The following is a 25,483-nucleotide window of genomic DNA, read 5'->3' on the forward strand; positions in this document are numbered from 1 at the left end:
GACGACGCCGGCCAGCGGGAAAGGCGTGGTGGGCGACCGGCAGACGGCGGCGTCTCGGTTCGGCGCTTACGTGCGCTCTCCTAGAACGGCGGTGCGATGTCGCCGAGATTTTTCCGGCGCCAGATGTACACGAGCGAGTCGGGCGCCGGCGTCTCCTCGCGCCGGCTCCAGGTGACGTAGCCGGCGGGCGCGTGTTTGCTGCGGCGCCACGACGCGACGCCGGCGGCCGCGGCGAGTCCGAGGGCGGCGCCGACCGCGAGGTGTCGGCGGGACGCGGCGCGGCCGGACTCCGACCGCGATTCGGCCGGGCCGGTCCCCTCCGGTCCGACGTCGGCGGCTTCTCTGTCGGCGGCGGCAGGTCGTTCGGAGTCGGCGGTCATACCGGCTCCACGGCGCGAAATCGGTAAACGCTGGGGGCCGACGGGCCGGGCGTCGTCGACCGCGTCACTCCGCCGCCCGCTCGGTGACGAAGGCGGCCTCGAACGTCGTCACGCCGAGCAGCACTGCTGCTATCGCGCGGTAGAACGTCGACTCGGTGGCGTCGGCGAGGGCCTCGGCGACGTCGTCGGCCCACCGCAGCAGGTGGTCGTCGAGGAACCGGCGTTCGGCGTCGAGCGCAGCGTCGTCCTCGCGCTGGCGGGCGACGAGGTGCCGGACGAACGCGAGTTCGACCCAGAGCGCGTCGGCCGGGGCGTCGGCGGGCGGCGACCAGCCCGCCGCCTCGTAGCGCTCCGCGACGTCGCTTTCTTCCACCTCCTCAGCCGGGCGATGCGCGCTCTCGGTCGTCGCCACCGCCGGGTCCTCGCTCTCGAAGAGCCGGGCGTACTCGGTGACGAGATCCCGCCAGACCTCCTCGCTCGGTCGGTCGCGGTTCGCCGCGTAGAACTCGCGGAGCCGCTCGAACCCGTCGTCGAGCGGGTCGTTGATCTCGGCGTCCGGCAGCGTCGCCTCGTCGGCGAACAGCTCCGTCGCGAACGCCTCGGCGGGCGCGTCGGCCAGCGCGTGGAGCAGGAAGTCGAGCAGTTGCAGGCGGGTCCGCACGACCGACTCGGGAACTGACATGGGACCCGCCTACGGCGCCGTCGGTGTTCAAGGCTCGGCCCGTCGCGCGCGAAAACAGTCTGCCGTCGCGTCGGCGGCGGTCGCCGCTCAGGCCCGCTTCTGGATCTCCTCGCGGAGCAGCTGGCTCACCTGGTCGCCGTCGGCGCTCCCGCCGAGCGCGCCCATCGCCTCGCCCATCAGGGCCGAGAACGCCTGCATCCCCTGCTCCTCGACCTGGCCCTCGTTGCGCTCGACCACGTCGACGATGGCCTCGCGGACCTCGTCCTCGTCGGCGCTCCCCAGGCCCTCCCGCTCGACGGCCTCGGCGGCGGTCAGGTCGGGGCTCTCGGCGAGCGCGGTCAGAATCTCGCCGACGTTGCCCTTCGCGGTCTCGCCCGCGGCGACCAGTTCGAGCGTCCCGAGGAAGTGGTCCTCGGTCAGGTTCTCGACCGGCACGCCGTCGCGCCGGAGCTCCGTCACGGTGCTCTCGACGGTCTGGGCCGCGAGCGTCGGGTCCGACCCCAGCTCCTCGACCGCCCGCTCGAACAGGGGCATGCGCTCGCCGTAGGCGACCTGCTCGGCCAGGCCGGCGTCGAGGCCGTACTCGTCCTGGTAGCGCTCGACCTTCTCGGTCAGGAGTTCGGGGGTCTCGACCTCGCTGGCGTCGGGCTCGACCGGGGGCACGTCGGTCTCGGGGTACATCCGGGCCGCGCCGGGCAGCGGGCGGAGGTACCGGGTCGTGCCGTCCTCGTTGGCGCCGCGGGTCTCCTCGGGCACGCCCTCCAGGGCGGTCTCGGCCCGCTCCGCGGCGGCCTCGATAGCGAGGTCGGCGGTCTCGGGGTCGGCCGCGACGATGGCGACCGCGTCGTCGTCGCCCGCGCCGACCGCGTCGCGGAGCGCCGCGACCTCCTCCTCGGTCACGCCGTAGGCCGGCAGCTCGTCGGTGTGGAAGATGCCGCCCGCGCCGTGGCGCTTGGCGTGGTCCGACAGCTCGGTGCCCAGCCGGCGGTCGGGCTGGAGCTCGGCGCCGACGACGCCGTCGAAGCCGTAGAGCGGGACCGCCGTGACCTTGCCGCCGGACTCGATGGCGGACTCGATGACGCCCGACTCGGTGTCGGCGAAGGTGTCGGTCACGTCGACGACGTCGCCCACCTCGGCGTCGCGCTCGCGGAGCTCGTCGCGGAGTTCGAGCAGCCGGACCTGGCGGTGGACCTCGTTCGCGACCAGGTCGTCGATGTCGTCGAGGCTCTGGACGCCCTTGACCTCGACCCGGGCGCCCTCGGCGATGGAGATGTTGACGTCCTGGCGGATGGTGCCCAGCCCGCGCTTGACCTTGCCGGTCGAGCGCAGCAACATCCCGATGGTCTCGGCCGCCTCGCGGGCCTGCTCGGGCGACCGGATGTCGGGCCGGGTGCCGATCTCCACGAGCGGGATGCCCAGGCGGTCGAGGCTGTACCGGACGCCCTCGTCGGTCTCCGCGACGCGCTGGGCCGACTCCTCTTCGAGCATCAGGTCCTCGATGCCGACCGGGCCGTCGCCGGTCTCGATCTCGCCGTCGGTCGCCATCAGGGCCGACCGCTGGAAGCCGGAGGTGTTCGACCCGTCGACGACGATCTTGCGCATCACGTGGGCCTGGTCGACCGGCTCCATGTCGAGCAGCTGGGCGATCTCCAGGACGACCTCCTGGGCCTCCTCGTCGAGCCGGTGGGGCGGCTCGTCGTCGGCCTCGACCAGGCAGGTCGAGTCGTAGGCCAGGTACTCGAACTCGCGGTCGACCCGGCTCTCCTCGACGGCGGCCTGGTCGAGCTCGCCGAGCTCGCTCTTGGTCGGGTGGAGGAACCGGGTGAACCGGCGGGTCGACTCCTCGGGCTCGCGGAGGTCGGTCGGGCACTCGCAGAACAGCTTGGTCTCGGTGTCGAGCTGCTGGTGGATCTCCAGTCCCGCGACGAGGCCGAGCTCCTCGTAGTCGTGGTCGTAGTCGGTCATTACCCGCCACTCGGACCGCGAAGGGTAAAAAACCGTTCAGTCTCGACGAGGGGAGTCCCGGTCGCGGTCGGCGTCCGGGCCAGTCGTCGAGTCCGAGTCGGCAGTCGAATCCGAGTCGGCTGTCGAATCCGAATCGGCTGTCGAACCCGGGTCGGCTGTCGAATTTGTGTCACCGTCCGAATCCGGGTCGGCACTGCGGCCGGCCGTCGAATCAGAGTCGGCGGTCGCGTCGGGAGCCCGGGCCGCCTCGCCGGTCCGCGCCCGGTCCGCCAGGCTCGCCTGCAGCCGCTCGGCCACGGACTCCCGGAGTCGCGCGGCGTCGTCCGCGTCGAGGTCGACCGCCGCCGCGGCCCCGCCGGCCGAGCTCGCGGTGTCGATGACCACGCTCGCGAGCCGGCGCCGGCGCTGGAACACCGTCGCCGTCTGGATGACCGTCTGGACCCGGTAGTACGGCACCACCTTGGTCGTCCGGGTCCAGAAGCCGTTGCGGGTGAACGCGTGGTCCTCGCCCGTCGCGTACCCCCGGTTGCGCCACGCGAGGTGGGCCGCGACCGGCGCGAGGACCACGAGCCCGAGCGGAATCCCGGCGAGCGGGACCGGCGCCGGCGGTTCCACGACGAGTTCGAGGACGTACAGCGCCGCGGCGATGCCGACCAGCGCGAGCGCGTAGCGGACCGCGTACCTGGTCCGGGCGCGCTTCGGCGGGCGCTCGAACGCCGGCAGCTCGAAGTCCTCGACCTCCCGGGCGAGGTCGAGCACCCGCTCGCGGGTCGCCAGCGGCACCGCGGCCTCCGACCCCTGCGAGGGCGCCTGGCCCGGCCCGTAGCCCGCGGTCTCGACCGCGAGCGTGGCGTAGCCGAACCGCCGCATCAGGACGTTGGCCTCCAGCGTGAGCGTCTGGACCTTCGAGAGCGGGATTGAGCCGTCGTAGCGCTGGACCAGCCCGCGCTCGTACCGCAGTTCGTCGCCGACCCGGGCCAGCCGGAAGCCGTAGTACCGGGCGAACGTGAGCGCGGCGCTGAGTCCCCACAGCGCCGCGACCAGCACCGCCACCAGCACGACCCCGCCCAGCACCGCCAGCTCCGCGACGCCCGGCACGAACGGGAGCGCGGCCGGCCCGAACGCCAGCAGCGAGAGGTACCGGAAGTCGAACGACAGCAGGCTGAGCAGGGCCAGCTCCTCGGTCCGGAGCGCGAAGAGCAGCTCCTCGGCCTCCTCTCGCGGTTCGCCGTCGGCGTCCGCGTCGGTCGCGCCGCGCTTGAGCCGCTGGATCTCCCGCTGGAGCCGCTTGGCCTCGTCGTAGCCGACGTACCGGAGGCTGGCCTCGGTCGCGCCGCCGCCGGCGGTCTCGACGTCGACGGCGGCGACGCCGAGCGCCCGCTCGACCGCGTTCCGCGAGATGTCGACGTTCTGGACCCGGCCGAGCGGGATCTCGCGGTGGCGCCGCGAGAGCACGCCGGAGGCGATCTCGAGCCCCTCGCCGGTGAGGTCGTACTCGAACCGGCGGTAGTAGGCCACCTGCCAGAGCGCCGCCGCGAGCACGCCGAGCCCCGCGAGCGCGATCAGCAGCGGACCGGCCAGCGGGAACGGGAGCGCGTCGGTCCCGGCCACCGACTGGCCGAGGAAGAACAGCATGAGCCCGATGCTGATGCCGCGCGAGGCGGCCCGGAGCGGGACGGAGAACGGGTGGAGCTTCATACCGCGTCGGCGTCGCTCTCGCTCTCGATGGCGAGGCGGCGGAGCCGCTCCTGGAGGTCGTCGGCCCGCTCGGGGGTCAGCCCCGGCACGCGCACGTCGGCGCCCCGCGACCCGGCGGTGTACACCACGACGCTGGCCAGGCCGAGCGCGCGCTCGACCGGTCCGCGCTGGGTGTCGACGTGCTGGACCCGGACGAAGGGGACGACCGTGTTGACCCGGGTCAGGACGCCGCGCTCGAGGTAGAGGTCGTCCTCGCGCACCTCGAACCGCCAGGTGCGGTACCTGAGCACGGCGAACGCGACGCCGAGGACGAGCGCCGCCGCGGCGACCGCGACCGCGACCCAGAGGCCGATTCCGAGGGCGAACCGGTCGAGCGCGGCGACGACGACGCCGAGCACGACGGCGGTCGTGACCGCACCGACGCCCCAGGCGAGGCGGACGCGCGGGTTCAACGCTTCCATGACCGGGTGAAGTACCTCGCCGCCGATAAGTCCCCCGTCTGGGGCCGGGGCGGAGACGTCGAGGACCACCGCGAGGAGGTAGCCCATCTATTGATGCAGCCGTTCGTTCGGTTCGGCGAAGGCGCGGGCGCCGGCGGACCGATGGACTGAATCGACGCCGCTCCGACCCGGAACCCCGACTGACCGCTGGGTCGCCCGGTCCGCTCCGCCCGTACTTCCCCGCCTCCGCGGCCTTTATATCAGCCGTTTGTGAACGACGCGGCATGGACGGCCGGCGGGACGACGCGGAGTCCGGAGCTCACGGGGAAGACGCGACTTCGGAATCCGAGGAGGGAAACGTGACGCCCGACTCGGACGAGGGTGAGCGCGAACCCGGCGAGCGCGAGCGGCGCCCCGAAACCGACCGGGCCGATGGACGCGCGACCGGTACCGGTACCGCCGACCAAAATGCCGTCGACCGTGACGCCGCCGAGCGCACCGTGGGCGACCGTGACGCGGAGCACCGCTGTGCTGGCGACCCTGACGCGGGGGACCCTCCAGCCGACGATGACGGCGCGGCGGACCGCCCGGCGGACCGGCCGCCGTGCGTCCACGTCCGGAAGCTCGACGTGCTCGACACCCTCCGGTGGTCGTGGGGCGTCGCGCGCCACCGCCGTGAACTATTCGGAGTCGCGCTCGCCGCCGGCCTCCCGGCCGTCGCCGCGGTAGCGGGCGTCACGCGGCCCTCGCCGACCGCCGACCTCGAGATCGCCGACTGGGTGCTCCCGGCGTACCTCGCCCAGTTGCTCTGCGCCGCGGTCGCCGCCGGCGTGTTCTCGCTGACCGCCGCCGACGCGGTGGCGAGCGAGACGCTGACCGCCGAGGCCCGTCCCCTCCGCGCCCGAGTCGTCGCCGCGGTCCGGCGCCTCCCCGCGCTTGTCGGCACCGGGATCGCGGTGGCGCTCCTGCTCGGACTCGCCGGGCTACCGGCCTACGGTGCGATAGAGAGCGGGCGGTACTCCCTGGGACTCCTGGCCCTCCTGGTCCCGGTCTACGTCCTCGACCGCCTCCTGCTCGCGTTCCAGGCCTGCGTGGTCGACCGGACGGGGCCGCTCGCCAGCGTCCGGGCCGGGTGGCGCGCGACCGGCGAGAACGCCGGGAAGGTGTTCGCCGTGGCGGTCGCCTACCTGCTCGTCGTGCTCGGGTCGGACTACGTCTCGGCCGCGTTCGGCGGCCCCTACGACGTCGCGCCCGCGGTCGTCGGTGCCGTCGCGGGCGCGGTCCTGTTCCCGGTGTTCGGCCTCGCGCTCGCGCACCTCTACCTCGAGAGCAGCAGGAACTGGTGAGTCGGCGGACCGCGTCGGTTCCGAGGCCGGGGAGTCCCCATCGACGTGTTTAGAGCAACAACCTTTTTGGTTTAGACGAATCTAAAATCTGCCAACCATGCTATCTACAGTCGGTTGCCGCTCTCGGGCTCTTCTCACGGTCTCCGCGCCGGAGGTGGTCCGTCGATGACCGGCTGGCTCGAGATCCTCGTCGTGGCGTTCACCGCCCAGCTCGCCGTCCTCCCCGGCGAGAAGGTCCAGTTCATCATCGCCGGGCTCGCGACGCGGTACGACCCCCGGGTCGTGGTCGCGGCCGCCGGGAGCGCGTTCGCCGGCTGGACCGCGCTGGAGGTCTGGTTCGGCAGCGCGCTGAAGGGGGCGCTCCCGCCGGTCGTCCTGGAGGCGTTCACCGCGGTGCTGTTCCTGGCGTTCGCCGCCCTCCTCCTCCGGTCGGCCCCGGAAGCGGGCGCGGCGCCAGCCGAGACCGACGGCGGCGTGATGAGCGCCGGGGACCCCGACGTGTCGGTGTTCGGCCGGGAGGTGCCGAGCCCCTTCGGCGGGTTCCTCCCCATCTTCGCCATGATGGCGGCCGGTGAGTTCGGCGACAAGACCCAGCTCGTCACCATCGGGCTGGCGGTCCAGTACGGGGCGTCGCCCGCCATCTGGGCCGGCGAGATGCTGGCGATCATCCCGGTCAGCATCGCCAACGCCTTCTTCTTCCACAGGTTCTCCAGCTCGTTCGACGTCCGGAAGGCCCACTACGCCGGCGCGGCGCTGTTCGCGTTCTTCGGGCTGGACGCCGTCCTCCAGGTCTTCACGGGGTTCTCGATCTGGGAGACCGCCGTCGGCGCCGTCGCCGGCGCGATCACGGCCGCGCTCCCGTTCTGAGTAGGTCCGGACGACGACCCGCCTACCGCTCGTCGTCGAAGGCGTCTGCGATGCGCTTCCGGACGTCCTCGGCGGTTCCGGCGTTCTCGTGGGTCTCGTCCAGTTCGAAATCGGCGAGCGCGTCCGTCACGACGTCGGCCTCGCCCCGCGAGAGCTCGATCTCCTCGGTATCGTCGGGGTCGTTGTCGCCGAAGATGGCGTCGTTGTCGAGCCAGCCCGTGTCGTCGCCGGCCGCCATCTCGCCCTTCTCGACGCCCCGGTGCTCGTCGAAGTCGAACTCGGCGGCGAGGTGGTCCTGGATGTTCTGGATCCGCATCCCCCGGTCGCCCGAGGCGGTCATCTCCTCGTCGGACAGCGCGGCGATGACGACCCGGGCCTCGTTGCGCGACATGTCGAAGGTGGCGGTGTCTCGCTCAGACATACCATAGAGTGACGGTAGCCTGCCTGAAACGACTGGTGGGCGTTTCGTCTCAGAGAGCCCCCGGTCGCGGTCTTCGGCCGCCGGGAGACAAACCGCCTCTCCCGCGGTCACGATCGCTTCGCTCGCGTGACCGCGACAGGACGGCCCCTTTCATCCACCCGAACCGTAGGCTGGGGCACCGAGCGCAGGAGGAGATTGGCTCTGGAACAGAGCCAGCACGGAAAACTAGGTAACTACGGCCCCGACCTCAGTCGTCGCTGCCGAGGATGCCGCGGTGGGTCATCGCCTCGGGGTCGATGACCTCGTCGGCCTCCTCCTCGCTGAGGTAGCCCTTCTCGACGACGACCTGCTTGACCGTCTTGCCCTCCTTGAGCGCGGTCTTGGCCGCGTCGCTGGCCTTGTCGTAGCCGATGTGGGGGTTGAGCGCGGTCGCCAGCGCCATGCTCTGCTCGACCTGCTTCTCGACGTGCTCCTCGTTGGCCTCAAGCTTCCGGACGAACTTCTCGGCGAACACCTCGGAGCCGTTCGCGAGCAGTTCGGCCGACTGGAGGAAGTTGTACGCCAGCACCGGCTTGTAGAGGTTGAGGTCGAGCTGGCCCTCGGCGGCGCCCGCGCTCACGGCGGCGTCGTTGCCGACGACCTGCTTGTGGACCTGGTTGACCGCCTCGGCGACGACCGGGTTGATCTTGCCGGGCATGATGGAGCTGCCGGGCTGGTTCTCGGGCTGCTCGATCTCGCCCAGGCCGTTGCGCGGGCCGGAGGCCAGCAGCCGGAGGTCATTGGCGATCTTGTTGAGCGAGCCAGCGATGGTCCGGAGCGCGCCGTGGGCCTCGCTCATCGCGTCGTGGGCGGCCTGGGCCTCGAAGTGGTTGTCGGCCTCGCGGAACTCGATGCCGGTCTCCTCGGAGATGTACGCGGCGGCCTTCTCCGGGAAGTCGGGGTGGGTGTTGAGGCCGGTGCCGACCGCGGTGCCGCCGAGCGCGAGCTCCGAGAGGTGGTCCCTGACGTGGTCGAGCCGCGCCAGCCCCTTCTCGACCTGCGTGCGGTAGCCGCCGAACTCCTGGCCCAGGCGGACCGGCGTGGCGTCCTGGAGGTGGGTCCGGCCGGTCTTGACGACGCCGTCGAACTCCTCCTCCTTGGCTTCGAGCGCCTCGCGGAGCTGGTCGAGCGCGGGCAGCAGGTCCTTCTCGACGGCCTCCAGGGAGGCGACGTGCATCGCGGTCGGGATGACGTCGTTGCTCGACTGGCCGAAGTTGACGTGGTCGTTCGGGTGGATCTCGCGGGTGCCGACCTCACCGCCGTAGATCTCGGTCGCGCGGTTGGCGATGACCTCGTTGGCGTTCATGTTGGTCGAGGTGCCCGACCCGGTCTGGAACACGTCGACGGGGAACTGGTCGTCGTGCTCGCCCGCGATGACCTCGTCGGCGGCCTCGACGATGGCATCGGCCTTGTCCCCGGGAACCAGTTCGAGGTCCCGGTTGGCCTCGGCGGCCGCCTTCTTGACGACGCCCAGGGCCCGCACGAACCGCCGGCCGAAGGTGATGCCCGAGATGGGGAAGTTCTGGAGCGCGCGCTGGGTCTGGGCGCCCCAGTAGGCGTCGGCCGGCACCTGCATCTCTCCGAGGCTGTCCTGCTCGATCCGGTAGTCCTCGTCGTCGCTCATACGGCCGGGGGTTCGTCCCCAGCGGGCGTAAAACCCTCCGGAACGCTCCCGCCCCGAGACGGACCGTCCGCCGGCGCCGGCGGACGGAAACTTCGGCCGAACGACCATTCAACTGCGCGGGAGTTGATAATCCGCCGTCAAATGTAGAAGATAGATGACGGCTGACACGATTTCCCGGCGGAGAATCGACACACTGCGGCGGGATGTCCCCGTCCATCACGGGGCGTGTTACTGGTTGTCAATTTACTCGGTCCTGCATTAATTTCAACAACGTTTAAGTAGCTGGTGGCTGATGCACTCCCTAGGCTTCAGTATGACAGATGCCAACGAAGGTTCCGACGTTTCTCGGCGCGACTATCTGAAAGCCGCCGGTGCGGGTACCATCGGCGTGACCGGCCTCGCGGGCTGCATGGGCGGCGGCGGTGACGGCGAGTCGACGACCACCGCCGGCGACACCACGACCGAGGGCGGCGACTCCGGCGGGGACACGACCACCGAGGGCGACTCCTCGTCGAACTACAACACGCTGGAGGTCCAGCACTGGTGGACCGGCGGCGACGGCGCCAAGGCGGTCCAGGCGCTGTTCGAGGGCTTCAAGCAGAAGTACCCGGAGATCGAGGTCAATCAGAACCCCGTCTCCGGGGGCGCCGGCCAGAACCTCAAGACGGTCATCAAGAAGCGGGTGCTGAACAACAACCCGCCGAGTTCGTGGCAGGCGTGGCCGGGGAAGAACCTCCAGCCGTACGTCCGGGCGAACAAGCTGAAGGACATCGGCGAGTCGGTCTGGTCGGCCAACGGGATGAAGGACGCCTACCTGCAGGGGCCGAAGGACGCCGCCAAGCCCGGCGGTAAGTTCGTGACCGTCCCCATCAACATCCACCGGCTCAACAACCTCTTCTACAACGTGGAGGTCGTCGAGCAGGCGGGCGTCGACCCCTCGTCGATCAGCAAGCCCAGCGACCTCGTCGCCGCGATGAAGACGGTCGAGGAGAAGACCGACGCGGTCGGCATGGCCCACCAGACCAAGTCGGCGTGGTCCACGGGTCAGCTCTGGGCGCAGGTCCTGCTCGGCGAGCACGGCGAAGAGACGTACACGGCCTTCACCGAGGGGAAGGTCGAGGCCAACAAGGCGGCCATCAAGGACTCGCTCCAGATCGTCAAGGACTACAAGAACCACTTCAACAGCGACGCCGGCTCCATCACCTGGACCGAGGCCAACAAGAACATCATCAACGGCAAGGCCGCGTTCTTCCACCAGGGTGACTGGGCCGCGGGCATGTACCGGGGCCAGGACGGCTTCGAGTTCGGAACCCACTGGGACCAGGTTCCGTTCCCGGGGACCGAGGGCGTCTACGCGCTCAACATGGACTCGTTCCCCTTCCCGAAGAACAACCCCTCGCCCGAGGCGACCAAGAAGTTCCTGCAGTACTGCGGGTCGGTCGACGCCCAGAAGCGGTTCAACCCGAAGAAGGGGTCGATTCCGCCTCGGACCGACGTGCCCAAGGACAACTTCGGACCGTTCCTCAGCCGGCAGATGGACGACTTCGCCAACTCGGACGCGCAGGTCCCGTCCATCCAGCACGGCCTCGCCATCCCCCCGGAGCCGCTGAACGGCTTCGGCGACGCGATGTCCACGTTCACCTCAAGCTGGAACGTCGACAAGACCTACAAGCAGCTGAAACAGGCGTTCAACTGAAGTCGTCTCCCCCTGTTCGTTTTTCACATGCAACGACTCACAGACGTACTCCGACGGGTAACCCCCGGCGGCGGAGGGGTGGCGGGAACGGACCGCGGCGAGTCGGACGACGCGCCCGAGGTTCGGCCCGACGGCGGGGCCACCGTCACCGGCGAGCGCGCCGAGTCCGAGACGGGGACGCTCCGGTCGCTCACGTCGAGCGACTTCGTGCAGTCCATCCCGTTCTGGCTGCCGCCGTTCTTGCTGATGGGCTTTTTCGTCTACGGCGCCATCGGCTGGAACCTCGTCATCTCGCTGACCGACTTCAGCGGGCTCATCCTGCCGGAGTACGCGATTTCGGAGTTCGACCTCGAGATGTACCGACAGGCGTTCTCGGACCCGTCGTTCTGGACCGCGGCCCGGAACACGCTGGTCCTGCTGGTGGCGTTCACCACCGTCTGCCTGCTGTTCGGCCTGCTGCTGGCCATCCTGGTCGACCAGGACATCAGGTTCGAGAACACCTTCCGAACGATCTACCTGCTGCCGATGAGCCTGTCGTTCGTCGTGACGGCGAAGTTCTGGGCGTGGATGTACAACCCCGAGATCGGGCTCATCAACGTCACGCTCCGCCAGCTCGGGCTGGGCTTCCTGACGACCCAGTGGATATCGAACCCCGAGACGAAGCTGGCGGCGGTCATCTTCGCGCTCATCTGGCAGTTCTCCGGCTACGCGATGGTGGTCTACCTCGCGGGCCTGCGGGCGATCCCGACCGCCCACTACGAGGCCGCGAAGGTCGACGGCGCGAGCACCCTCAAGATGTACTGGCGGGTCATCCTGCCCCAGCTGCGGGCCTCGACCATGAGCGCCGCGGTGGTGCTGATGGTGTTCGCGCTGAAGGCCTTCGACTTCCTCTACGTGATGTTCGGCAACAACCCCGGCCCGGCCGCCGACATCCTCGCGACGATGATGTTCCGCGAGGCGTTCGGGTCGAACAACTGGGCGTACGGGTCGGCCATCGCCATCGTGCTGTTCGGCATGGCGCTGGCGGTGGTCACCCCGTACCTCTACAGCGAGTACCGGAGGGGAGAGCTATGACCGACCGACTGAACCGACGAGGTGAGCCATGAGCAGTCCGCCAGCCGCGCCCGCGCCGGAGAACCGCACCCGCCGCGAGGAGATAGCGAACGCGATCCGGAACGCCGGCAGGCGACGGGTCGGCCTCTACGTCGTCCTGTTCGGCCTCGTGGGGTTCTACCTCGCACCCCTCGAGGCGGGGCTGATGACCGCGTTCAAGTCGACCGAGGCGTTCAACAAGACGCCGCCGTTCCTCCCGCCGATCTTCGGCGGGTTCACCGTCGAGCCGTGGGTGATCGCCTTCAACGAGATGGCGAACTCGCTCATCAACAGCATGCTGCTGGCGGTCCCGGCGACCGTCCTGTCGGCGGGGCTGGGCTCGATCGCGGCCTACGGGCTGACGACCATCGACTGGAAGTACCAGATGCCCATCGTCGCGCTGTTCGTCGCGGGCATCTTCATCCCGTACCAGGCGGTGCTGGTGCCCCTCTCGCGGCTGTTCGCCATCGTGAACACCCAGGAGCTGCTGTCGTTCCTGTGGGGGCTGCCGCTGATGCACGACCACTACGCCAGCATCATCAACCTCATCATCACGCACGTCGCGTACGGCATCCCCATCACGTTCCTGCTGTTCCGGGGGTACTACCGGACGCTGTCGGACGAGATGATCGAGGCCGCGCGGCTCGACGGCGCGAGCGTCTTCAGTATCTACCGCAACATCGTGCTGCCGCTGTCGACCTCGATGTTCGCGGTGACGCTGATCTACCAGTTCACCCAGATCTGGAACGACCTGCTGTTCGCGCTGGTCATCCTGCCGGCCGGCGGCGGGGCGGCCGCCCCGGTGACCGTGGCGCTCAACAGCCTCACCGGCGGCATCATCCAGTCGTTCAACACCCAGATGGCGGGCGCGTTCGTCGCGGCCCTGCCGACGCTGCTGGTGTACGTCCTGTTCGGCGAACAGTTCGCGGAAGGAGTTGCGGGTTCGTAACCATGAGTGCGACAAACATTTACACCGGTCTACGACGGAGGACAGTACGATGGCGGAACTGACGCTCGACGGTGTCACCAAGTGGTTCGACGACGACGGCGACCGCATCGTCGCGGTCGACGACGCGAACGTCGACATCGAGGACGGCGAGTTCCTCGTGCTGGTCGGCCCCTCGGGCTGCGGCAAGTCGACGACGCTGCGGATGATCGCCGGCCTCGAGACGGTCTCGCGGGGCGACATCCGGCTCGGCGGCCGGTCGATCACCGACGAGCCGCCCACCACCCGGGACATCGCGATGGTGTTCCAGTCGTACGCGCTCTACCCCCACATGACCGTGCGGGAGAACATGAGCTTCGGGCTGGAGGAGTCGACCGACATGCCCGACGACGAGATCGCCGCCCAGGTCGAGCAGACCGCCGAGATGATGGGCATCGCCGACCTGCTCGACCGCAAGCCCCGGGAGCTGTCCGGCGGCCAGCAGCAGCGGGTCGCGCTCGGCCGCGCCATCGTCCGGGACCCCGAGGTGTTCCTGATGGACGAGCCGCTCAGCAACCTCGACGCCAAGCTCCGGTCGCAGATGCGGACCGAGCTCCAGCGGCTCCAGGAGGACCTGGGCGTCACCACGGTGTACGTCACCCACGACCAGACCGAGGCGATGACGATGGGCGACCGCATCGCCATCCTCAACGACGGCGAGCTCCAGCAGGTCGGTACGCCCCTGGAGTGCTACCACGAGCCCCGCAACGTCTTCGTCGCCGGGTTCATCGGCGAACCGTCGATGAACTTCTTCGACGTCGACCTCGAGGACGGGGCGCTCGTCGCCGACGACTTCGAGTACGCGCTGTCCGACGAGACGCTGGCCGACGTCGAGGGCCGCGACCGGCTCGTGCTCGGCATCCGGCCCGAGGACATCGAACTCACCGGCGAGGGCGACGAACGCCACGACTTCCGGACGCTGGTCGACGTGGTCGAGCCGATGGGCGACGAGAACAACGTCTACCTCACGTTCGCCGGCGCCGAACGCGTCGACGCGTCGGGCGAGGAGGTCGAGACGTTCGTCGCCACCGTCTCGGGCATGCGCAACGTCGCGAGCGGCCAGGAGGTCGTCGCCCGGATCCCCGAGGAGGCGATCCACGTCTTCGACCGCGACACCGGCGAGGCGCTGCACAACCGCGAGCTCGAGCGGACCGAGGTCGCGCAGGCCAACTTCTGAGCGCCGAGCGAGCGTTCCGCGCCGAGCCCCCGTCGAACCTTCTTCGGACTTTCCCTCGACGAGCGCCGCTTCCACCCGTCATTCGACCCCGAAAGCTATCCCCCCTCGCGTGCCACTCGGTCACGATGCCAGCCGAATCGTTCACGCTCGCGGCCGCACAGGTCGAACCCGTCTACCACGACAAGGAAGCGACGCTCGACCGGACGTGCGAGTGGATCGAGCGGGCGGGCGAGCAGGACGTCGACCTGCTGGTCTTCCCCGAGACGTACTTCCCCGGGTACCCGTACTGGCGGCGCTCGGTGTCCATCCCGCGGTGGACCGAGCTGATGGTCGAACTCCAGCAGAACAGCCTCTCGGTCGGCGACGACGCGCTGGACGTGCTGGGCGACGCGATACGCGAGGCCGACCTCCACGTCGCGCTCGGCGCGAACGAACTGGACGACCGTGCCGGGAGCGAGACGCTGTACAACTCGGTGTTCTGGTTCGACCGGTCGGGCGACCTGGTCCGGCGCCACCGCAAGCTCATGCCGACCCACGGCGAGCGCTCCATCTGGGGCCGGGGCGATCCGGCGAGCCTGGCGACCCACGACACCGACCTGGGCACCCTGGGCGGACTCGTCTGCTACGAGAACCACATGACCCTCTCGAAGGCCGCGCTGGCGACGATGGGCGAGGAGATCCACGCCGCGGTGTGGCCGGGGTTCTGGCGACAGAACGGCCACCCCGGCGACAAGTCTCGGGCCGAGTCGGCCGAGGACGTCGACACCTGCGACATCTACCCCGCGGTGCGAGAGTACGCCTTCGAGACCCAGTCGTTCGTGGTGTCGTGCTCGGCCTACATGGGCGACCCGCCCGAGGGATACGAGGACGAGCTCGGCTACGACCTCGGCGCCGGCGGGAGCATGCTGATCAACCCGGCCGGCGTCGTGAAGGCCGGGCCGGTGGTCGGCGAGGAGGCGCTGCTGACCGCCGAGTTCGACCGGGACGAGCGCCGGGCCACGAAGGCGTACTTCGACGCGATGGGCCACTACTCGCGGTGGGACGCGGTCAACCTCGAGATCAGCGACGAGGTGCTGGAGCCGGTCCACCGCCACGCTCACGACGGCACCGCGTGGGACGGCCGTTACGAAGCGCCGGCCGCGAACGGAACGCGCGACGGGGCGAAGGCAAACGGAGCACGGCGGCGGAGCGGACCGTCGAACGCGGACCAGCTCTCGCCGGCCGAGGCGGCCGACATCGCCGACGAGCACGACGTCCCGGTCGACGCGATAGAGGACGTCGCCGCGGCGCTTCGAGGGCGTGACTGAGTACAGGAAGAGAAAGCGGTCCTCCCGAGCGCCGCGGCCTACGACCCCTCGCCGTCGCCGGCCGCCTCGAGCAGCACGTCGGCCGCGGTCCGGTTCGGCGCCCCGAGCGCGTCCTCTCGCGCGAACCGGGCGATCGCCTGCCTCGCGTCGTCCACGCCGGTGTCGCCGGACTGGAGCTCCGCGAGCAGCTCCTTGTAGAGGTCGAGTTCGGCGTCGAGCGACCGGGCCAGCGCCGACCGGGCCTCGCCGTACGACCGCTCCTCGTCGAGGAAGACGTGGAGCTTGGTGCTGAACTCCCGGAGCCGCTCTTTGGTCTGGTCGCTCACCGCGGGGTGGTCGAGCAGGTCCTCGGCCGGGACGTCGTCGGCGTCCCCGTCCTCCGCGTCCCGGATCTCGTCGCGGGCGAGCCGCTTGGCGGTCTCGTACTTCGAGGAGAGCTCGGTGCCGGCGTCCCGGCTCGACGCGGTCCACTCCTCAAGCAGGTCCAGCGCCTCGCCGAGCGTCTCGACCCGGTCGGCCAGCCGCCGGCCGAACGCCGCGACGTTGTCATCCTCGACCGCCTGCACCGACTCAACGAACGTGGGCATGGGAGGTGGTGGCCGCGGCCGGGTTGGAGCGTGCTGGTCGTCGCGCCCGTCGAGGCGGGCGGCGAAGGCGGAGAACCGCGTTGCGGTCGGTGCCGGCGGGTCGGCGCCCGTCGCCCGGGCGCCCGCCGGCCGGCCGCGAGTCCGAGTCGGTCATCGCCTCACGATTCACGTGAAGTCCACTTATGCTTACTGTCGGCGACGCCCGGCGCCGGGGTCCCGGCGCCGCCCGGCCGGTCCGGGCTCAGTCGTACAGCACCCGCGTCACCGCCCACAGGAGGACGACCCCCGCGAGCCAGACGGCGCCGCTGCCGAGGCCGACCGCGAGCAGCCCGTCGGTCCCGAGCAGGCCGGCCACCGCCCAGACCCCCACGCCGGCCGCCGCCAGCCCGTTGATGGTCGGCCCGCTCACCGGGACGCCCGCGCTCCGGAGCGTCTGGACCGTCCCGAACGCGCCGAGCGCCAGCCCCGCGCCGTAGAGCCCGAGGCCGAGCAGTCCCCCGAGTGTCCCGAGCAGGGTCGACGCGGGGAGGGACCCGGCGTCGTCCGTCGCCCCGGCGGTCGTGGGCTCGCGCCCGCCGGTCGCCGTGGCGGTCGACCCGTCGGGGGTCGCGGCCGTCGTGGTTGTCGCCCGGAGCCCCGCCGGGGTCCAGTTCGCGGGTCGCACGTCGACGGTCGCGGTCGCCGGGGCGCTCTCGACGCCCCAGTCGTCGGTCGCGACCAGCGAGACCGTGTAGTTGCCCGGCGCGCCGAACGCGGCGGACAGCGCGGGCGACGACCCGACGGTGACGTTCCGGCCCCGGGACGCCCCGGAACCGTCCCGCGGTGCGCGGTCGACCGCGAACCGGTAGGCGACGACCCGGCCGTCGCGGTCGGTCGAGTTCCGCCCCGAGACGACGACCCGCTCGCCGACCGCGACCGGGTTCGGCGCGGCCGTCACGTTCGCGACCGGCCGGGAGCGGCGCTCTCCGTGCGGCGACTCCGAGAAGGGGAGGAAGTCGACCCAGCCCCGGCGGGTGACGACGCGGTCGCCGGTGCCCTCCGGGCGGATCGAGGCGTGGGTCGGCCCGTCGGGCGCGCCCCAGTAGTTGCGCTCGGCGTCGACGGTCCGGGTCGCGTCGACCAGCAGGCGCGTGGAGGTGTTGGCGTCGACCAGCGTCGCGACGTCCACCACCATCCCGCGGGCCTGGCCGTAGACGTCGTTGCCCCGGACGACGACGCCCGTGCGCGCCTCGCCCTCCGACAGCGTGACGCCGGTCGGGATGTCCCCGGAGACCGCCCGGACCGTGAGCGCGGTCGGGCTGGCCTGCCACACCTCGCCCTCGGCGCCCGGGCGGAGGACGACGGTGTACTCCGTCCGGTCGCCCCGGTCGGGGAGCTCGGCCTCGACCTGGGGGTCGTCGAGCAGCGCCCGGAGCTCCTCGCGGACGGCGCCCCGGCGGAAGATCGCGCCCGCGTCGCCGCCCGCCACGACGATGCCGGTCCCCGGCGCGGCCCTCGCGAGCCCGACCGGCCGGCCGCCGTAGGTGTTGAAGACGACCGTGTTGTTCGCGATGCGCGCGCCGACCGAGCCGGCGACCCGGACGCCGTAGGCGTTCGCGGCCGCGACGTTCCGGGTGACGTTCAGGCTGCCGGCGTGGGTCAACGCGTTGTCGAGGTTCAGGCCGACGCCGGCGTTGTCGAGCGCGCGGTTCTCCGCCACGGTGAGGTCGTCGACGGCGGTGCTCGTCCGGACCGAGAGGCCGTGGCCCCGGTTGTCCGCGAAGCGGTTGTCCGCGATGCGACTGTCCCGCACCTGCCGGGCGACCAGCTCGAGGCCCGGCCAGCCGTCGGTGGCGGCGGGGCCGTCGCCGGCCGTCGCGCGGGGCGTCGGCCCGCCGTCGCCCACGGCCCGGCCGTTCCCGACGAGTTCGTTACCCCGGACGGTGACCCCGACGAGCTTCGCGGTCGGCGCCCGGACGAGCGCCCCCTGCCGGGCGTTCCGCGAGAAGTTGTTGTCGACCACCGTCAGCGAGAGGGTGTGGGACCGGTACTCGGGCACGTGCCGGACGCGGAGCCCGGTCGCGCTCCGGGTGACGGTGTTGCCGGCGATCCGGACTCCCTCGACCGTCCGGTGGCGCGTGGAGAGGGCGATGCCGGCGTCCGCGCCCGAGATCCGGTTCCCCCGGATCGCCGAGTCGGTCGCCAGCTTCGCCGCGATCCGGACGCCGTCGGCGCCCGGGCCCGGCGAGTCGACGCGGTTGCCCGCGACGACCGCCGACCGGACGACCGGGCCGCGGACGCTGACGGCCGACCCCCGCACGCCGGCGAACGAGTTGTCGGCGACCCGGAAGTCCCGGGCCGCGTCGGCGGCGACGAACACGCCCTGGCCGCCGACCGACTCGAAAGTCGACCCAGTGACCGAGAAGCCGGCGGCCCGGCTCTCGGCGGTCGACCCCGCGCCGCGGCCGCTCCCGCCCGACGAGCGCAGGTCGAGCGGCAGCGTCGCGGTCGCGGCCTGCTCGACGCCGCGGGCCCGGAGCCGCACCGCGACCGGGTACGTCCCGTAGGTCCGGGGGTTGACCACGTCCCGGTAGACCGCGACCACCGAGGCGCCCGCCGGCACGGTGACCGACCGGTTCAGCCGGAGCTCGAACCCGTTGCCGGTCGGGTGGTCGACGCCCTCGACGAAGGGCGTCAGCCGGCGGTCGACGCTCCCGTCGCCGTCCAGGTCGAGCCCGAACCGCACGAGCGACTCCCGGTCGACGTCGCCCGCGTCGCCGTGCCCGCGGTACGACACACGGACGGTGTCGACCGCCGTGTCGGCGCCGAGCCTGACCGCCGCCCGGTGGGTCGCCCGGCGGCCGAGCGCGCTGGTGTTCGAGACGACGTCGGCCCGGGTGACCGCGCCGGTCCCGGGCGCGACCGAGACCCCGCGCCGCCCGACGTCGGCGAACGTCGAGCGCGCGACCGTCAGCCGGGGCGTGCGCCTCGTGTCGACGACCCGGACGCCGTCGCTCGAAATGTCCCGGAACGTCACGTCCGAGACCTCGACGGCGCCGGCGGCGCTGCTCACGGTGAGCCCGTTCCGGGCCCGCTCGACCGCGGCGTGGGACAGCGAGAGGCGGGAGTTCGACCCGCCCGCGTACCGGATGGTCGCCCACCGGATGCGGTCGGGCGCCCCCGGTGCGGTCGCGAACGAGACGGGGTCTGCCGCGGTCCCCTCGGCGGAGAGGTTCCCCTCGACGCGGAGTTCGACGTCCTCGGCCATCTGGACGCGGGTGCCGGGTTCGATCCGCAGCGTCGCGCCCGCCGCGACGGTCACGTCCGCGACGACGCGGTACGGACCGCCAGCGGCGGTCCAGGTCGTGTTCTCGGTGACGTCGTCCTCGACGTAGGTCGGGCCCGGGGCGCCGTCTCCCGCGGCGACCGCTGCCGGCGGGCCGACCGCCGCGAGACAGGCCGACGAGGCACCGAGACCGACGACGAGCACGACGAGGAGCGTCCGGGTCGACGCGCGTTGCACGGTGGCCGTTCAGAGACCGGAGCCATAAAGCATTCCCCTTCTGACCTGTCTGTTATCGTGCAGCCCGGGGTCCGCGGTCGGGGACGCCGAGAGAGGCTGTCCGGAGCGAGGCCGGTCTACTCGTAGAGCGCGATACTGAAGAGGACGACCGCGACGAGCAGCAGCGCGAGCGCGGGCAGCGACAGGCCGCTCGACCCGATGCCGTCGACGAGCTCCGCGGTCAGGATCGCGGCGACGCCGACGAGCATCGCACCGGCGGCGTGGACCCCCTCGGTCCGCCAGGTCGAGGCCGCCCGCCCCAGCTGCTCGCCGACGTTGACGGCGTTCTCGCCGAGGTCCCAGCCGACCACCGCGGCGGTCGCCCCGGCGACCAGCGTCCCGGCCGGCAACGCGTCGAACACGCCCGAGATCAGCACGCCGATCAGGACGAAGCCCGCCCCGAGCTTCACCAGGGTCCGCGACCCCCGTCCCCGGAGCGGGGCCACGCCGGCACCGAACAGGAGGACGCCGAGCAGCCCGGGCAGGACCCGCAGGGTGGCGGGGAAACTGTCGGCCAGCACCGCACCGCCGGCGACCCCGAGCAGGCCGACGGCGGCCCCCGCAGCGAGCGCGGCCATCGACTCCGCCCGGCGGCCGCGCGACCGGAGCTCGTCGCCGACCGCCATCGCGGCGAGGCCCACCAGCACCAGCCCGACCGCGCTCCCGCCCGGCCCCGAGACGAGGAGTGTCCCCGCCGCGAGGGCGAGCGCCCCGAGCGCGGCGCTGGGGCGGGTCGGCCGCTTCCCGACCGCGACGCCCTCCTCGACCGCTTCGCCGTCGATCGCGGTCGTTCCGCCGGAATCGGTCCCGGTCTCGGTCGCCGCGGTACCGGAACCGAGCGTCTGGTCCGCGTCCCGGTCGCCCGTCCCCCGATTCCCGTCGACCGCCTCGCCGACGCCGCCGGCCATCAGGGCACCCCCCTGTCGCCGGTCCTGGCGACCGCGGCGACCAGCCCCTCGTCGTCGGCCCAGTCGACCACCGGGATCCGGCGCCGGCGGAGCGACGCGACCCGGTTGTCCCGCTCGGTCGCCGCGAGCCGCCGGCCGGGCGTCGCGTCGTCGGTCGCGTCCGGGCTCACGACGGTCACGCGGTGGCCGTGGGCCTCGAGGGTGCTGGCGGCCGTCACCGCGCCGTCGTCGCACAGCGGCGTCAACAGCAGCACCTGGGCGTCGCCCGGCAGCTGGCGCCGGAGCCGGGTCACCTGGTCCTCGACCGGCGGGCAGTCGTCCTCGCCGGGCGGCGCGGCGGCGAACGCCGGGTGGGTCGCCAGCAGCCGCTCCGCCCGGGCGCGGTGCTCGGAGCCGGCGCCGGGCGCGAGCCAGCAGTCCTCGCGGCCGAGCGCGGCCACGCCGACCCGGTTGCGCTCGCCCAGCAGCGCGCCGACCAGCCGCTGGGCCGCGGCGACGCTCCGGACGACCGCGTGGGGTCCGTCGCTCGCGGCGCGGTAGGCCGGCGCGCGGGCGTCGACGACCAGCACGACCGCCGCGCTGCGCTCCTCGCGGTACTCGACGGTGGTGAGCTCGCCGACCCGGGCGAACCGCTTCCAGTCGATGCGGCTCATCGCGTCGCCCGCCCGGTACTCGCGGGTCTGGTGGAACTCGATGCCCGCGCCGCCGGTGTCGGTGAGCAGCTCGCCGGCGTCCCTGACCGCGAGGTCGCGCTTGGGCGGGGTCTCGCGCGCCGCGGTGCAGTCGATCTCGGTCTCGGCCTCCACCCGGCTCTCGACCTCGCGGGCGCCGCTCACGTCGCGGACGACGACCGTCGCCGGCTCGAAGCCGTGCTTGCCCTCCTCGGCCCGGACGGCGTAGTCGAACGAGACCTCGTCGCCGGGCCGGAGCGGGCCGCCGTACCGGGGCGAGCCGTCGGTGACGGTCAGCGCGGGCGGGACGCCGTCGACGATGCGGGCGTCGGCCAGCGCGTCGTCGCCGACGTTGCGGACGGTGACGCCCACCTCGACCTCGCTGCCGGGGTCGGGCGCGTGGTCGCTCAGCCGGCGCTCGATCTCGAGGTCGGGCGCCGACGGCGGCGCGGGCGAGAGCCGGGGGTAGACCGCGAACGCGACCCCGACAACCGACACCAGGACCAGGTCCGCGCGGTCGGCGATGACTCCGACCCCGCCCACGAGCAGCGCCACCGCGACGACGCCGCGCCACCGACGGGTCTCGGTCACCGTTCTCCCTCCCGACGGGTGGCGTCGGTCGCGGCTACGTCGGTCGCAGCTCCCCCTTCGTCCGCGATGGCCCGCACCGCCCGGCGGGCGCCGCGGCGACTCCAGGGTTCGAGGCGTAGCAGCGCTTCGAGTCGGGCGTCGGTGCCCGGGTCCCGGCCGGCCAGGAACGCCGCCGCCTCGGGGTCGTCGGTCCAGCTCCCCTCGTCGAGGCGCCGGCGGGCCTCCTCCGGGCCGCACTCGCCGCGCCGGACCCGGGTCTCGACCGCGGCGGTCCGGAGCCGCTCGCGCAGTTCCTCGCGGCGCTCCCGGCCGACCACCGGCAGCAGCGCGGTGCGGCTGGCCAGCGCCTCGTCGACGGCGTCGCCCGCCGGGGGCGCGGTCACGGGGCGCTCGGGGGTCGGCGTCTCGGTCTGGCGCAGGCCGCTGCGCTCCCGGGACGCCAGCGCCGAGGCGGCCACCAGCAGGCCCGCCCCGGCGAACGACGCCACCACGAAGTAGTCGTTGCCGAGCGCGGTCACCAGCGCCGCGACCGCCCCGCCGGCCGGGTTCCCGCCGAGCGCGAGCGCGGCGGCGAGCGCGACGACGCCGCCGGCGCCCGAGGCGACGCGGTACCGCTTCACTGGGGACCCTCCAGCTGGGACCGGACCTCGCTGAGCGTCTCCTCGGCCCGGCGGCGCCGCTCGTCGGTCACGCGGGCGCCGCCGTACCGGACCTCCTCGAACAGCGCGGTCAGCGACCGGGCCGCGTCGGGGTCGACGCCCCGGTCGCTGGCGGCCGCGGCGCACTCCCGCGGGGTGAGGTCCCGGCGGTGCGCGAGGTCGAGGCGCTCGACCATCTCGAACCACGCCGACGCGACGGCGTTGTCGGGGCTCGGGTCCGGCGGCGGCGGCGCGTCGCCGTCCCCGTCGTCGGGGTCGGTCGAGACCCCGCGGCCGAGGAGGCGGTCGCGGTACCGGTACGCGACGGCGATCACCGCCGCCAGCACGATCCACGGCAGCGCCGCCAGCAGGAGGTCGAACAGGTCCTGGAGCAGCCACAGCAGCCGGTCGAGCAGGCTCGGCTCGGCGAGCCGGGTCCCGTCGCCCGACTGGTCCCGCTTCGAGTTACTGCTGCCGCTCGCGCTGTTCCGGTCGTCGCCCCCGCCGCTGCTCCCGCTCTGCTGGCCGTCGCCGCTCCCGCTGGCCTGGTTCTGCTGCTGGCCCCCGCCGGACTTCGAGGCCTGGCCGGTCCGGTCGCCGTCCGCGGCGGGTTTCGACGCGACGCCCTCCGAGCCGGAGTCGCCGCTCTCGCTCGGACTGCCGGACGGGGACGACCCGGACTCGGCGCCGTCCGAGCGGCCGCTGTCGAGCGCGTCGTCGAGCGCCTGGGCCGGCCCGGTCCCGATGGGGACCTTGTCGTAGTTGAAGTCGGTGGCCTCCTCGGGGTCGGTCGCGACCGTCGAGTCGAGCGTGGTCGAGGTCGCGCCGATGGCGAGCACGCAGCACAGGCCGACGACCGCCGTGAGGACCGTGTCGGCGTCCATCCTCACGGCGGCCCGGCCCGACGGTGCGTCGCTCGGCGTGCGGTGCGATACATCTCTCGTCCGGTCGCTGGGGACGGTCGGAGAAAGTTATGTGGCGCTTAAGCCCTCGTAGGCCGGCGATAACGACCGCCGTCGCGCCGCCGTCTCCGGGTCGCGCTCGGATTGACGGCGTCGGCGCGGACACTCCGGGCCGACCGTAGTCGGGCGGTAACCGCGGTAAGCACCGGCTACGACTGTTGGAAACTCGGCTCGAAGGGCGGTGGCGACCGCCGCGTCGGCTGGACGACCGCCGCGCTGGCGGTGCGACCGGCGTGTCGGGCCGCCGCGATGTGGGACGACCGTCAGTCGCCGCCGGCACGACCGCCGGGATTTAACCGCCGGCCCGGCCACGTGGAGGTATGCGCGCGACCGTCTACCGGCGCCCCGCGATGCTGTGGCGGCAGGTCCGGGACGTGCTGAACTTCTACTACCCCGACTGCCTCGACGACCGGTTCGGCGGCTACGTCGCCCAGCTCGACGAGCGGACCGGCCACGTCTACGACGGCGAGACCAAGCACCTGGTCGCGACCGCGCGGGCGGTCCACAACTTCGGCGTGGGGGCGGCGCTGGGCGGGCCCGACTGGTGTCGCCCCGCCGCCGAGCGCGGGCTGACCTTCCTCGCGAACGCCCACTGGGACGCCGACCGCGAGGGGTACGACTGGGTGCTCGAGGGCCGCGAGACCGCCGACGACACCCGGTACTGCTACGGCCACGCGTTCGTCCTGCTCGCGGCCGCCCGCGCCGTCGAGGCCGGGATTCCCGGCGCCCGCGCGGAGCTCGACCGCGCGTTCGGGGTCATCGACGAGCGCTTCTGGGAGCCCGACCGGGGGCTGTGCGCGGACCGCGCCGACGGCGGCTGGGAGACACTCGCCACCTATCGAGGACAGAACGCCAACATGCACACCTGCGAAGCGATGCTGGCCGGCTACGAGGCGACCGGCGAGGCGGCGTTCCTCGACCGGGCGTACCGCATCGCCGACTCGTTCGTCCGGGACGTGGCGGCCCAGACCGACGGGCTGCTCTGGGAGCACTACACCGAGGACTGGGAGCCCGACCTGTCGTACAACCGCGACGAGCCCCGCCACCAGTTCCGGCCCTGGGGGTACCAGCCCGGCCACCACGCCGAGTGGGCGAAGCTCCTGCTGGTGCTCGACCGCCACCGGTCCGAGGACTGGCCGGCCGAGCGCGCCCGGGAGCTGTTCGACGCCGCGACCGACTGGTGGGACGACGAGTTCGGCGGCTTCTACTACACGGTCGAGGCCGACGGCGAGCCGGTCGTGGCCGACAAGTACGGCTGGGCGGTCGCCGAGGCGATCGGGGCGGCCGCGCTGCTCTCGGAGCGCGACGACGACTACCTGGCGTGGTACGACCGGCTCTGGGCGTACGCCGACGAGCACTTCGTCAACCCGAAGTACGGCAACTGGTACGAGCGGCTCTCCCGGGAGAACGAGCGCGACGGGCCGAACCGCGGCACCGCGGTCGAGCCGGGCTACCACCCGCTGAACAACGCGGTCGTGGCGATGGAGTCGTTCGAGCGCCGGGGCGATTCGGGGGCTTACTCCCCGTACTCCTCGTACTCCTCGGGGGTGTAGGTCTGGAGTTCGAGCGCGTGGATGTCCTCGGTCATGTGGTCGCCCAGCGCGTCGTACACCATCTCGTGCTGGTCGACGAGCAGTTCGCCCTCGAACGCGGGCGAGACCACGACGGCCGCGAGGTGGTCCTCGTCCTCCGGGCCCCGCGGGTAGGTGACCGTCGCCTCGGCGTCCTCGATGTTCTCCTCGATGAGTTCCGCGACGTCTTCGGCGTTCATGGGCGGCCGTACGGGCCCGGAGGTCAAATGCGTGTGGATACGCGCCACCCCGGTCCGTGACGGCCCCGGAGGCGGTCGGGAGGGCGAGCGGGGGC

General features: G+C 72.2%; 22 protein-coding genes. 8 read left to right on the forward strand and 14 right to left on the reverse strand.

What is annotated here, in order from left to right:
- Positions 1-80: 80 nt before the first annotated feature.
- The 5 genes from ACQUQF_RS11595 to ACQUQF_RS11615 all read right to left on the reverse strand — a co-directional run bounded on the left by ACQUQF_RS11595 (position 81) and on the right by ACQUQF_RS11615 (position 5,186).
- Complete coding sequence (locus ACQUQF_RS11595; protein ID WP_435178918.1) at positions 81-380, reverse strand: hypothetical protein; 300 nt, start codon at positions 378-380, stop codon at positions 81-83.
- Positions 381-444: 64 nt separating this feature from the next.
- On the reverse strand, positions 445-1,062 hold the full coding sequence (locus ACQUQF_RS11600; RefSeq protein ID WP_435178920.1) for a TorD/DmsD family molecular chaperone: 618 nt from the start codon (positions 1,060-1,062) through the stop codon (positions 445-447).
- A gap of 87 nt (positions 1,063-1,149) precedes the next feature.
- The gene (gene gatE, locus ACQUQF_RS11605; protein WP_435178922.1) at positions 1,150-3,027 is read right to left on the reverse strand and encodes a Glu-tRNA(Gln) amidotransferase subunit GatE; all 1,878 of its coding nucleotides are present in this window, start codon (positions 3,025-3,027) and stop codon (positions 1,150-1,152) included.
- 36 nt (positions 3,028-3,063) lie between these two features.
- The gene (locus ACQUQF_RS11610; protein WP_435178924.1) at positions 3,064-4,725 is read right to left on the reverse strand and encodes a PH domain-containing protein; all 1,662 of its coding nucleotides are present in this window, start codon (positions 4,723-4,725) and stop codon (positions 3,064-3,066) included.
- A complete protein-coding gene (locus tag ACQUQF_RS11615) occupies positions 4,722-5,186 on the reverse strand; it encodes a PH domain-containing protein (protein ID WP_435178926.1) in 465 nt (154 codons plus the stop codon). Before ACQUQF_RS11615 ends, ACQUQF_RS11610 begins: the two co-directional genes overlap by 4 nt.
- Positions 5,187-5,449: 263 nt before the next feature.
- On the opposite strand from ACQUQF_RS11615, the gene ACQUQF_RS11620 reads away from it, so the two are divergent.
- Positions 5,450-6,511 (forward strand): hypothetical protein, encoded by a 1,062-nt coding sequence (locus ACQUQF_RS11620; protein WP_435178928.1) that lies wholly within the window; start codon positions 5,450-5,452, stop codon positions 6,509-6,511.
- A 165-nt stretch (positions 6,512-6,676) separates the two neighbouring features.
- Entirely contained in the window at positions 6,677-7,378 is a 702-nt protein-coding gene (locus ACQUQF_RS11625) for a TMEM165/GDT1 family protein (protein ID WP_435178930.1), read from the forward strand.
- 22 nt (positions 7,379-7,400) lie between these two features.
- Here ACQUQF_RS11625 and ACQUQF_RS11630 read toward each other — a convergent pair whose 3' ends face one another.
- Complete coding sequence (locus ACQUQF_RS11630) at positions 7,401-7,799, reverse strand: hypothetical protein (protein WP_435178932.1); 399 nt, start codon at positions 7,797-7,799, stop codon at positions 7,401-7,403.
- A gap of 247 nt (positions 7,800-8,046) precedes the next feature.
- Positions 8,047-9,462, reverse strand: coding sequence for a class II fumarate hydratase (locus ACQUQF_RS11635; RefSeq protein WP_435178934.1), 1,416 nt, complete (start codon positions 9,460-9,462; stop codon positions 8,047-8,049).
- 313 nt (positions 9,463-9,775) lie between these two features.
- Between ACQUQF_RS11635 and ACQUQF_RS11640 the strand changes: the two genes are divergently transcribed.
- From ACQUQF_RS11640 to ACQUQF_RS11660, 5 genes are all read left to right on the forward strand, one after another.
- Complete coding sequence (locus ACQUQF_RS11640) at positions 9,776-11,158, forward strand: ABC transporter substrate-binding protein (protein ID WP_435178938.1); 1,383 nt, start codon at positions 9,776-9,778, stop codon at positions 11,156-11,158.
- Between the two features lie 27 nt (positions 11,159-11,185).
- The gene (locus ACQUQF_RS11645) at positions 11,186-12,232 is read left to right on the forward strand and encodes a carbohydrate ABC transporter permease (protein ID WP_435178940.1); all 1,047 of its coding nucleotides are present in this window, start codon (positions 11,186-11,188) and stop codon (positions 12,230-12,232) included.
- Between the two features lie 28 nt (positions 12,233-12,260).
- A complete protein-coding gene (locus ACQUQF_RS11650; protein WP_435178942.1) occupies positions 12,261-13,199 on the forward strand; it encodes a carbohydrate ABC transporter permease in 939 nt (312 codons plus the stop codon).
- A 49-nt stretch (positions 13,200-13,248) separates the two neighbouring features.
- Positions 13,249-14,412, forward strand: coding sequence for an ABC transporter ATP-binding protein (locus ACQUQF_RS11655; RefSeq protein ID WP_435178944.1), 1,164 nt, complete (start codon positions 13,249-13,251; stop codon positions 14,410-14,412).
- Positions 14,413-14,537: 125 nt separating this feature from the next.
- Complete coding sequence (locus ACQUQF_RS11660) at positions 14,538-15,719, forward strand: carbon-nitrogen hydrolase family protein (protein WP_435178946.1); 1,182 nt, start codon at positions 14,538-14,540, stop codon at positions 15,717-15,719.
- Positions 15,720-15,757: 38 nt separating this feature from the next.
- On the opposite strand, the gene ACQUQF_RS11665 is transcribed toward ACQUQF_RS11660, so the two are convergent.
- From ACQUQF_RS11665 to ACQUQF_RS11690, 6 genes are all read right to left on the reverse strand, one after another.
- The gene (locus ACQUQF_RS11665) at positions 15,758-16,306 is read right to left on the reverse strand and encodes a hypothetical protein (RefSeq protein ID WP_435178948.1); all 549 of its coding nucleotides are present in this window, start codon (positions 16,304-16,306) and stop codon (positions 15,758-15,760) included.
- Positions 16,307-16,547: 241 nt separating this feature from the next.
- On the reverse strand, positions 16,548-19,808 hold the full coding sequence (locus ACQUQF_RS11670; RefSeq protein ID WP_435178950.1) for a right-handed parallel beta-helix repeat-containing protein: 3,261 nt from the start codon (positions 19,806-19,808) through the stop codon (positions 16,548-16,550).
- A gap of 116 nt (positions 19,809-19,924) precedes the next feature.
- Positions 19,925-20,755, reverse strand: a complete 831-nt coding sequence (locus ACQUQF_RS11675; RefSeq protein ID WP_435178952.1) for a DUF7519 family protein — start codon at positions 20,753-20,755, stop codon at positions 19,925-19,927.
- Positions 20,755-22,017, reverse strand: coding sequence for a DUF58 domain-containing protein (locus ACQUQF_RS11680; protein WP_435178954.1), 1,263 nt, complete (start codon positions 22,015-22,017; stop codon positions 20,755-20,757). The genes ACQUQF_RS11675 and ACQUQF_RS11680 overlap by 1 nt, the downstream gene beginning before the upstream one ends.
- Positions 22,014-22,637, reverse strand: a complete 624-nt coding sequence (locus tag ACQUQF_RS11685; RefSeq protein WP_435178956.1) for a DUF7269 family protein — start codon at positions 22,635-22,637, stop codon at positions 22,014-22,016. The genes ACQUQF_RS11680 and ACQUQF_RS11685 overlap by 4 nt, the downstream gene beginning before the upstream one ends.
- Positions 22,634-23,539, reverse strand: a complete 906-nt coding sequence (locus ACQUQF_RS11690) for a DUF4129 domain-containing protein (RefSeq protein ID WP_435178958.1) — start codon at positions 23,537-23,539, stop codon at positions 22,634-22,636. The genes ACQUQF_RS11685 and ACQUQF_RS11690 overlap by 4 nt, the downstream gene beginning before the upstream one ends.
- Positions 23,540-23,937: 398 nt before the next feature.
- Here ACQUQF_RS11690 and ACQUQF_RS11695 point away from each other — a divergent pair, with 398 nt between their 5' ends.
- Positions 23,938-25,170, forward strand: coding sequence for an AGE family epimerase/isomerase (locus tag ACQUQF_RS11695; RefSeq protein WP_435178960.1), 1,233 nt, complete (start codon positions 23,938-23,940; stop codon positions 25,168-25,170).
- On the opposite strand, the gene ACQUQF_RS11700 is transcribed toward ACQUQF_RS11695, so the two are convergent.
- Positions 25,134-25,388, reverse strand: a complete 255-nt coding sequence (locus ACQUQF_RS11700) for a BolA family protein (protein ID WP_435178962.1) — start codon at positions 25,386-25,388, stop codon at positions 25,134-25,136. The genes ACQUQF_RS11695 and ACQUQF_RS11700 overlap by 37 nt on opposite strands.
- Positions 25,389-25,483 lie beyond the last annotated feature (95 nt).

It is taken from the genome of Halorussus sp. AFM4 (assembly GCF_051194995.1).
Taxonomy (GTDB): domain Archaea; phylum Halobacteriota; class Halobacteria; order Halobacteriales; family Haladaptataceae; genus Halorussus.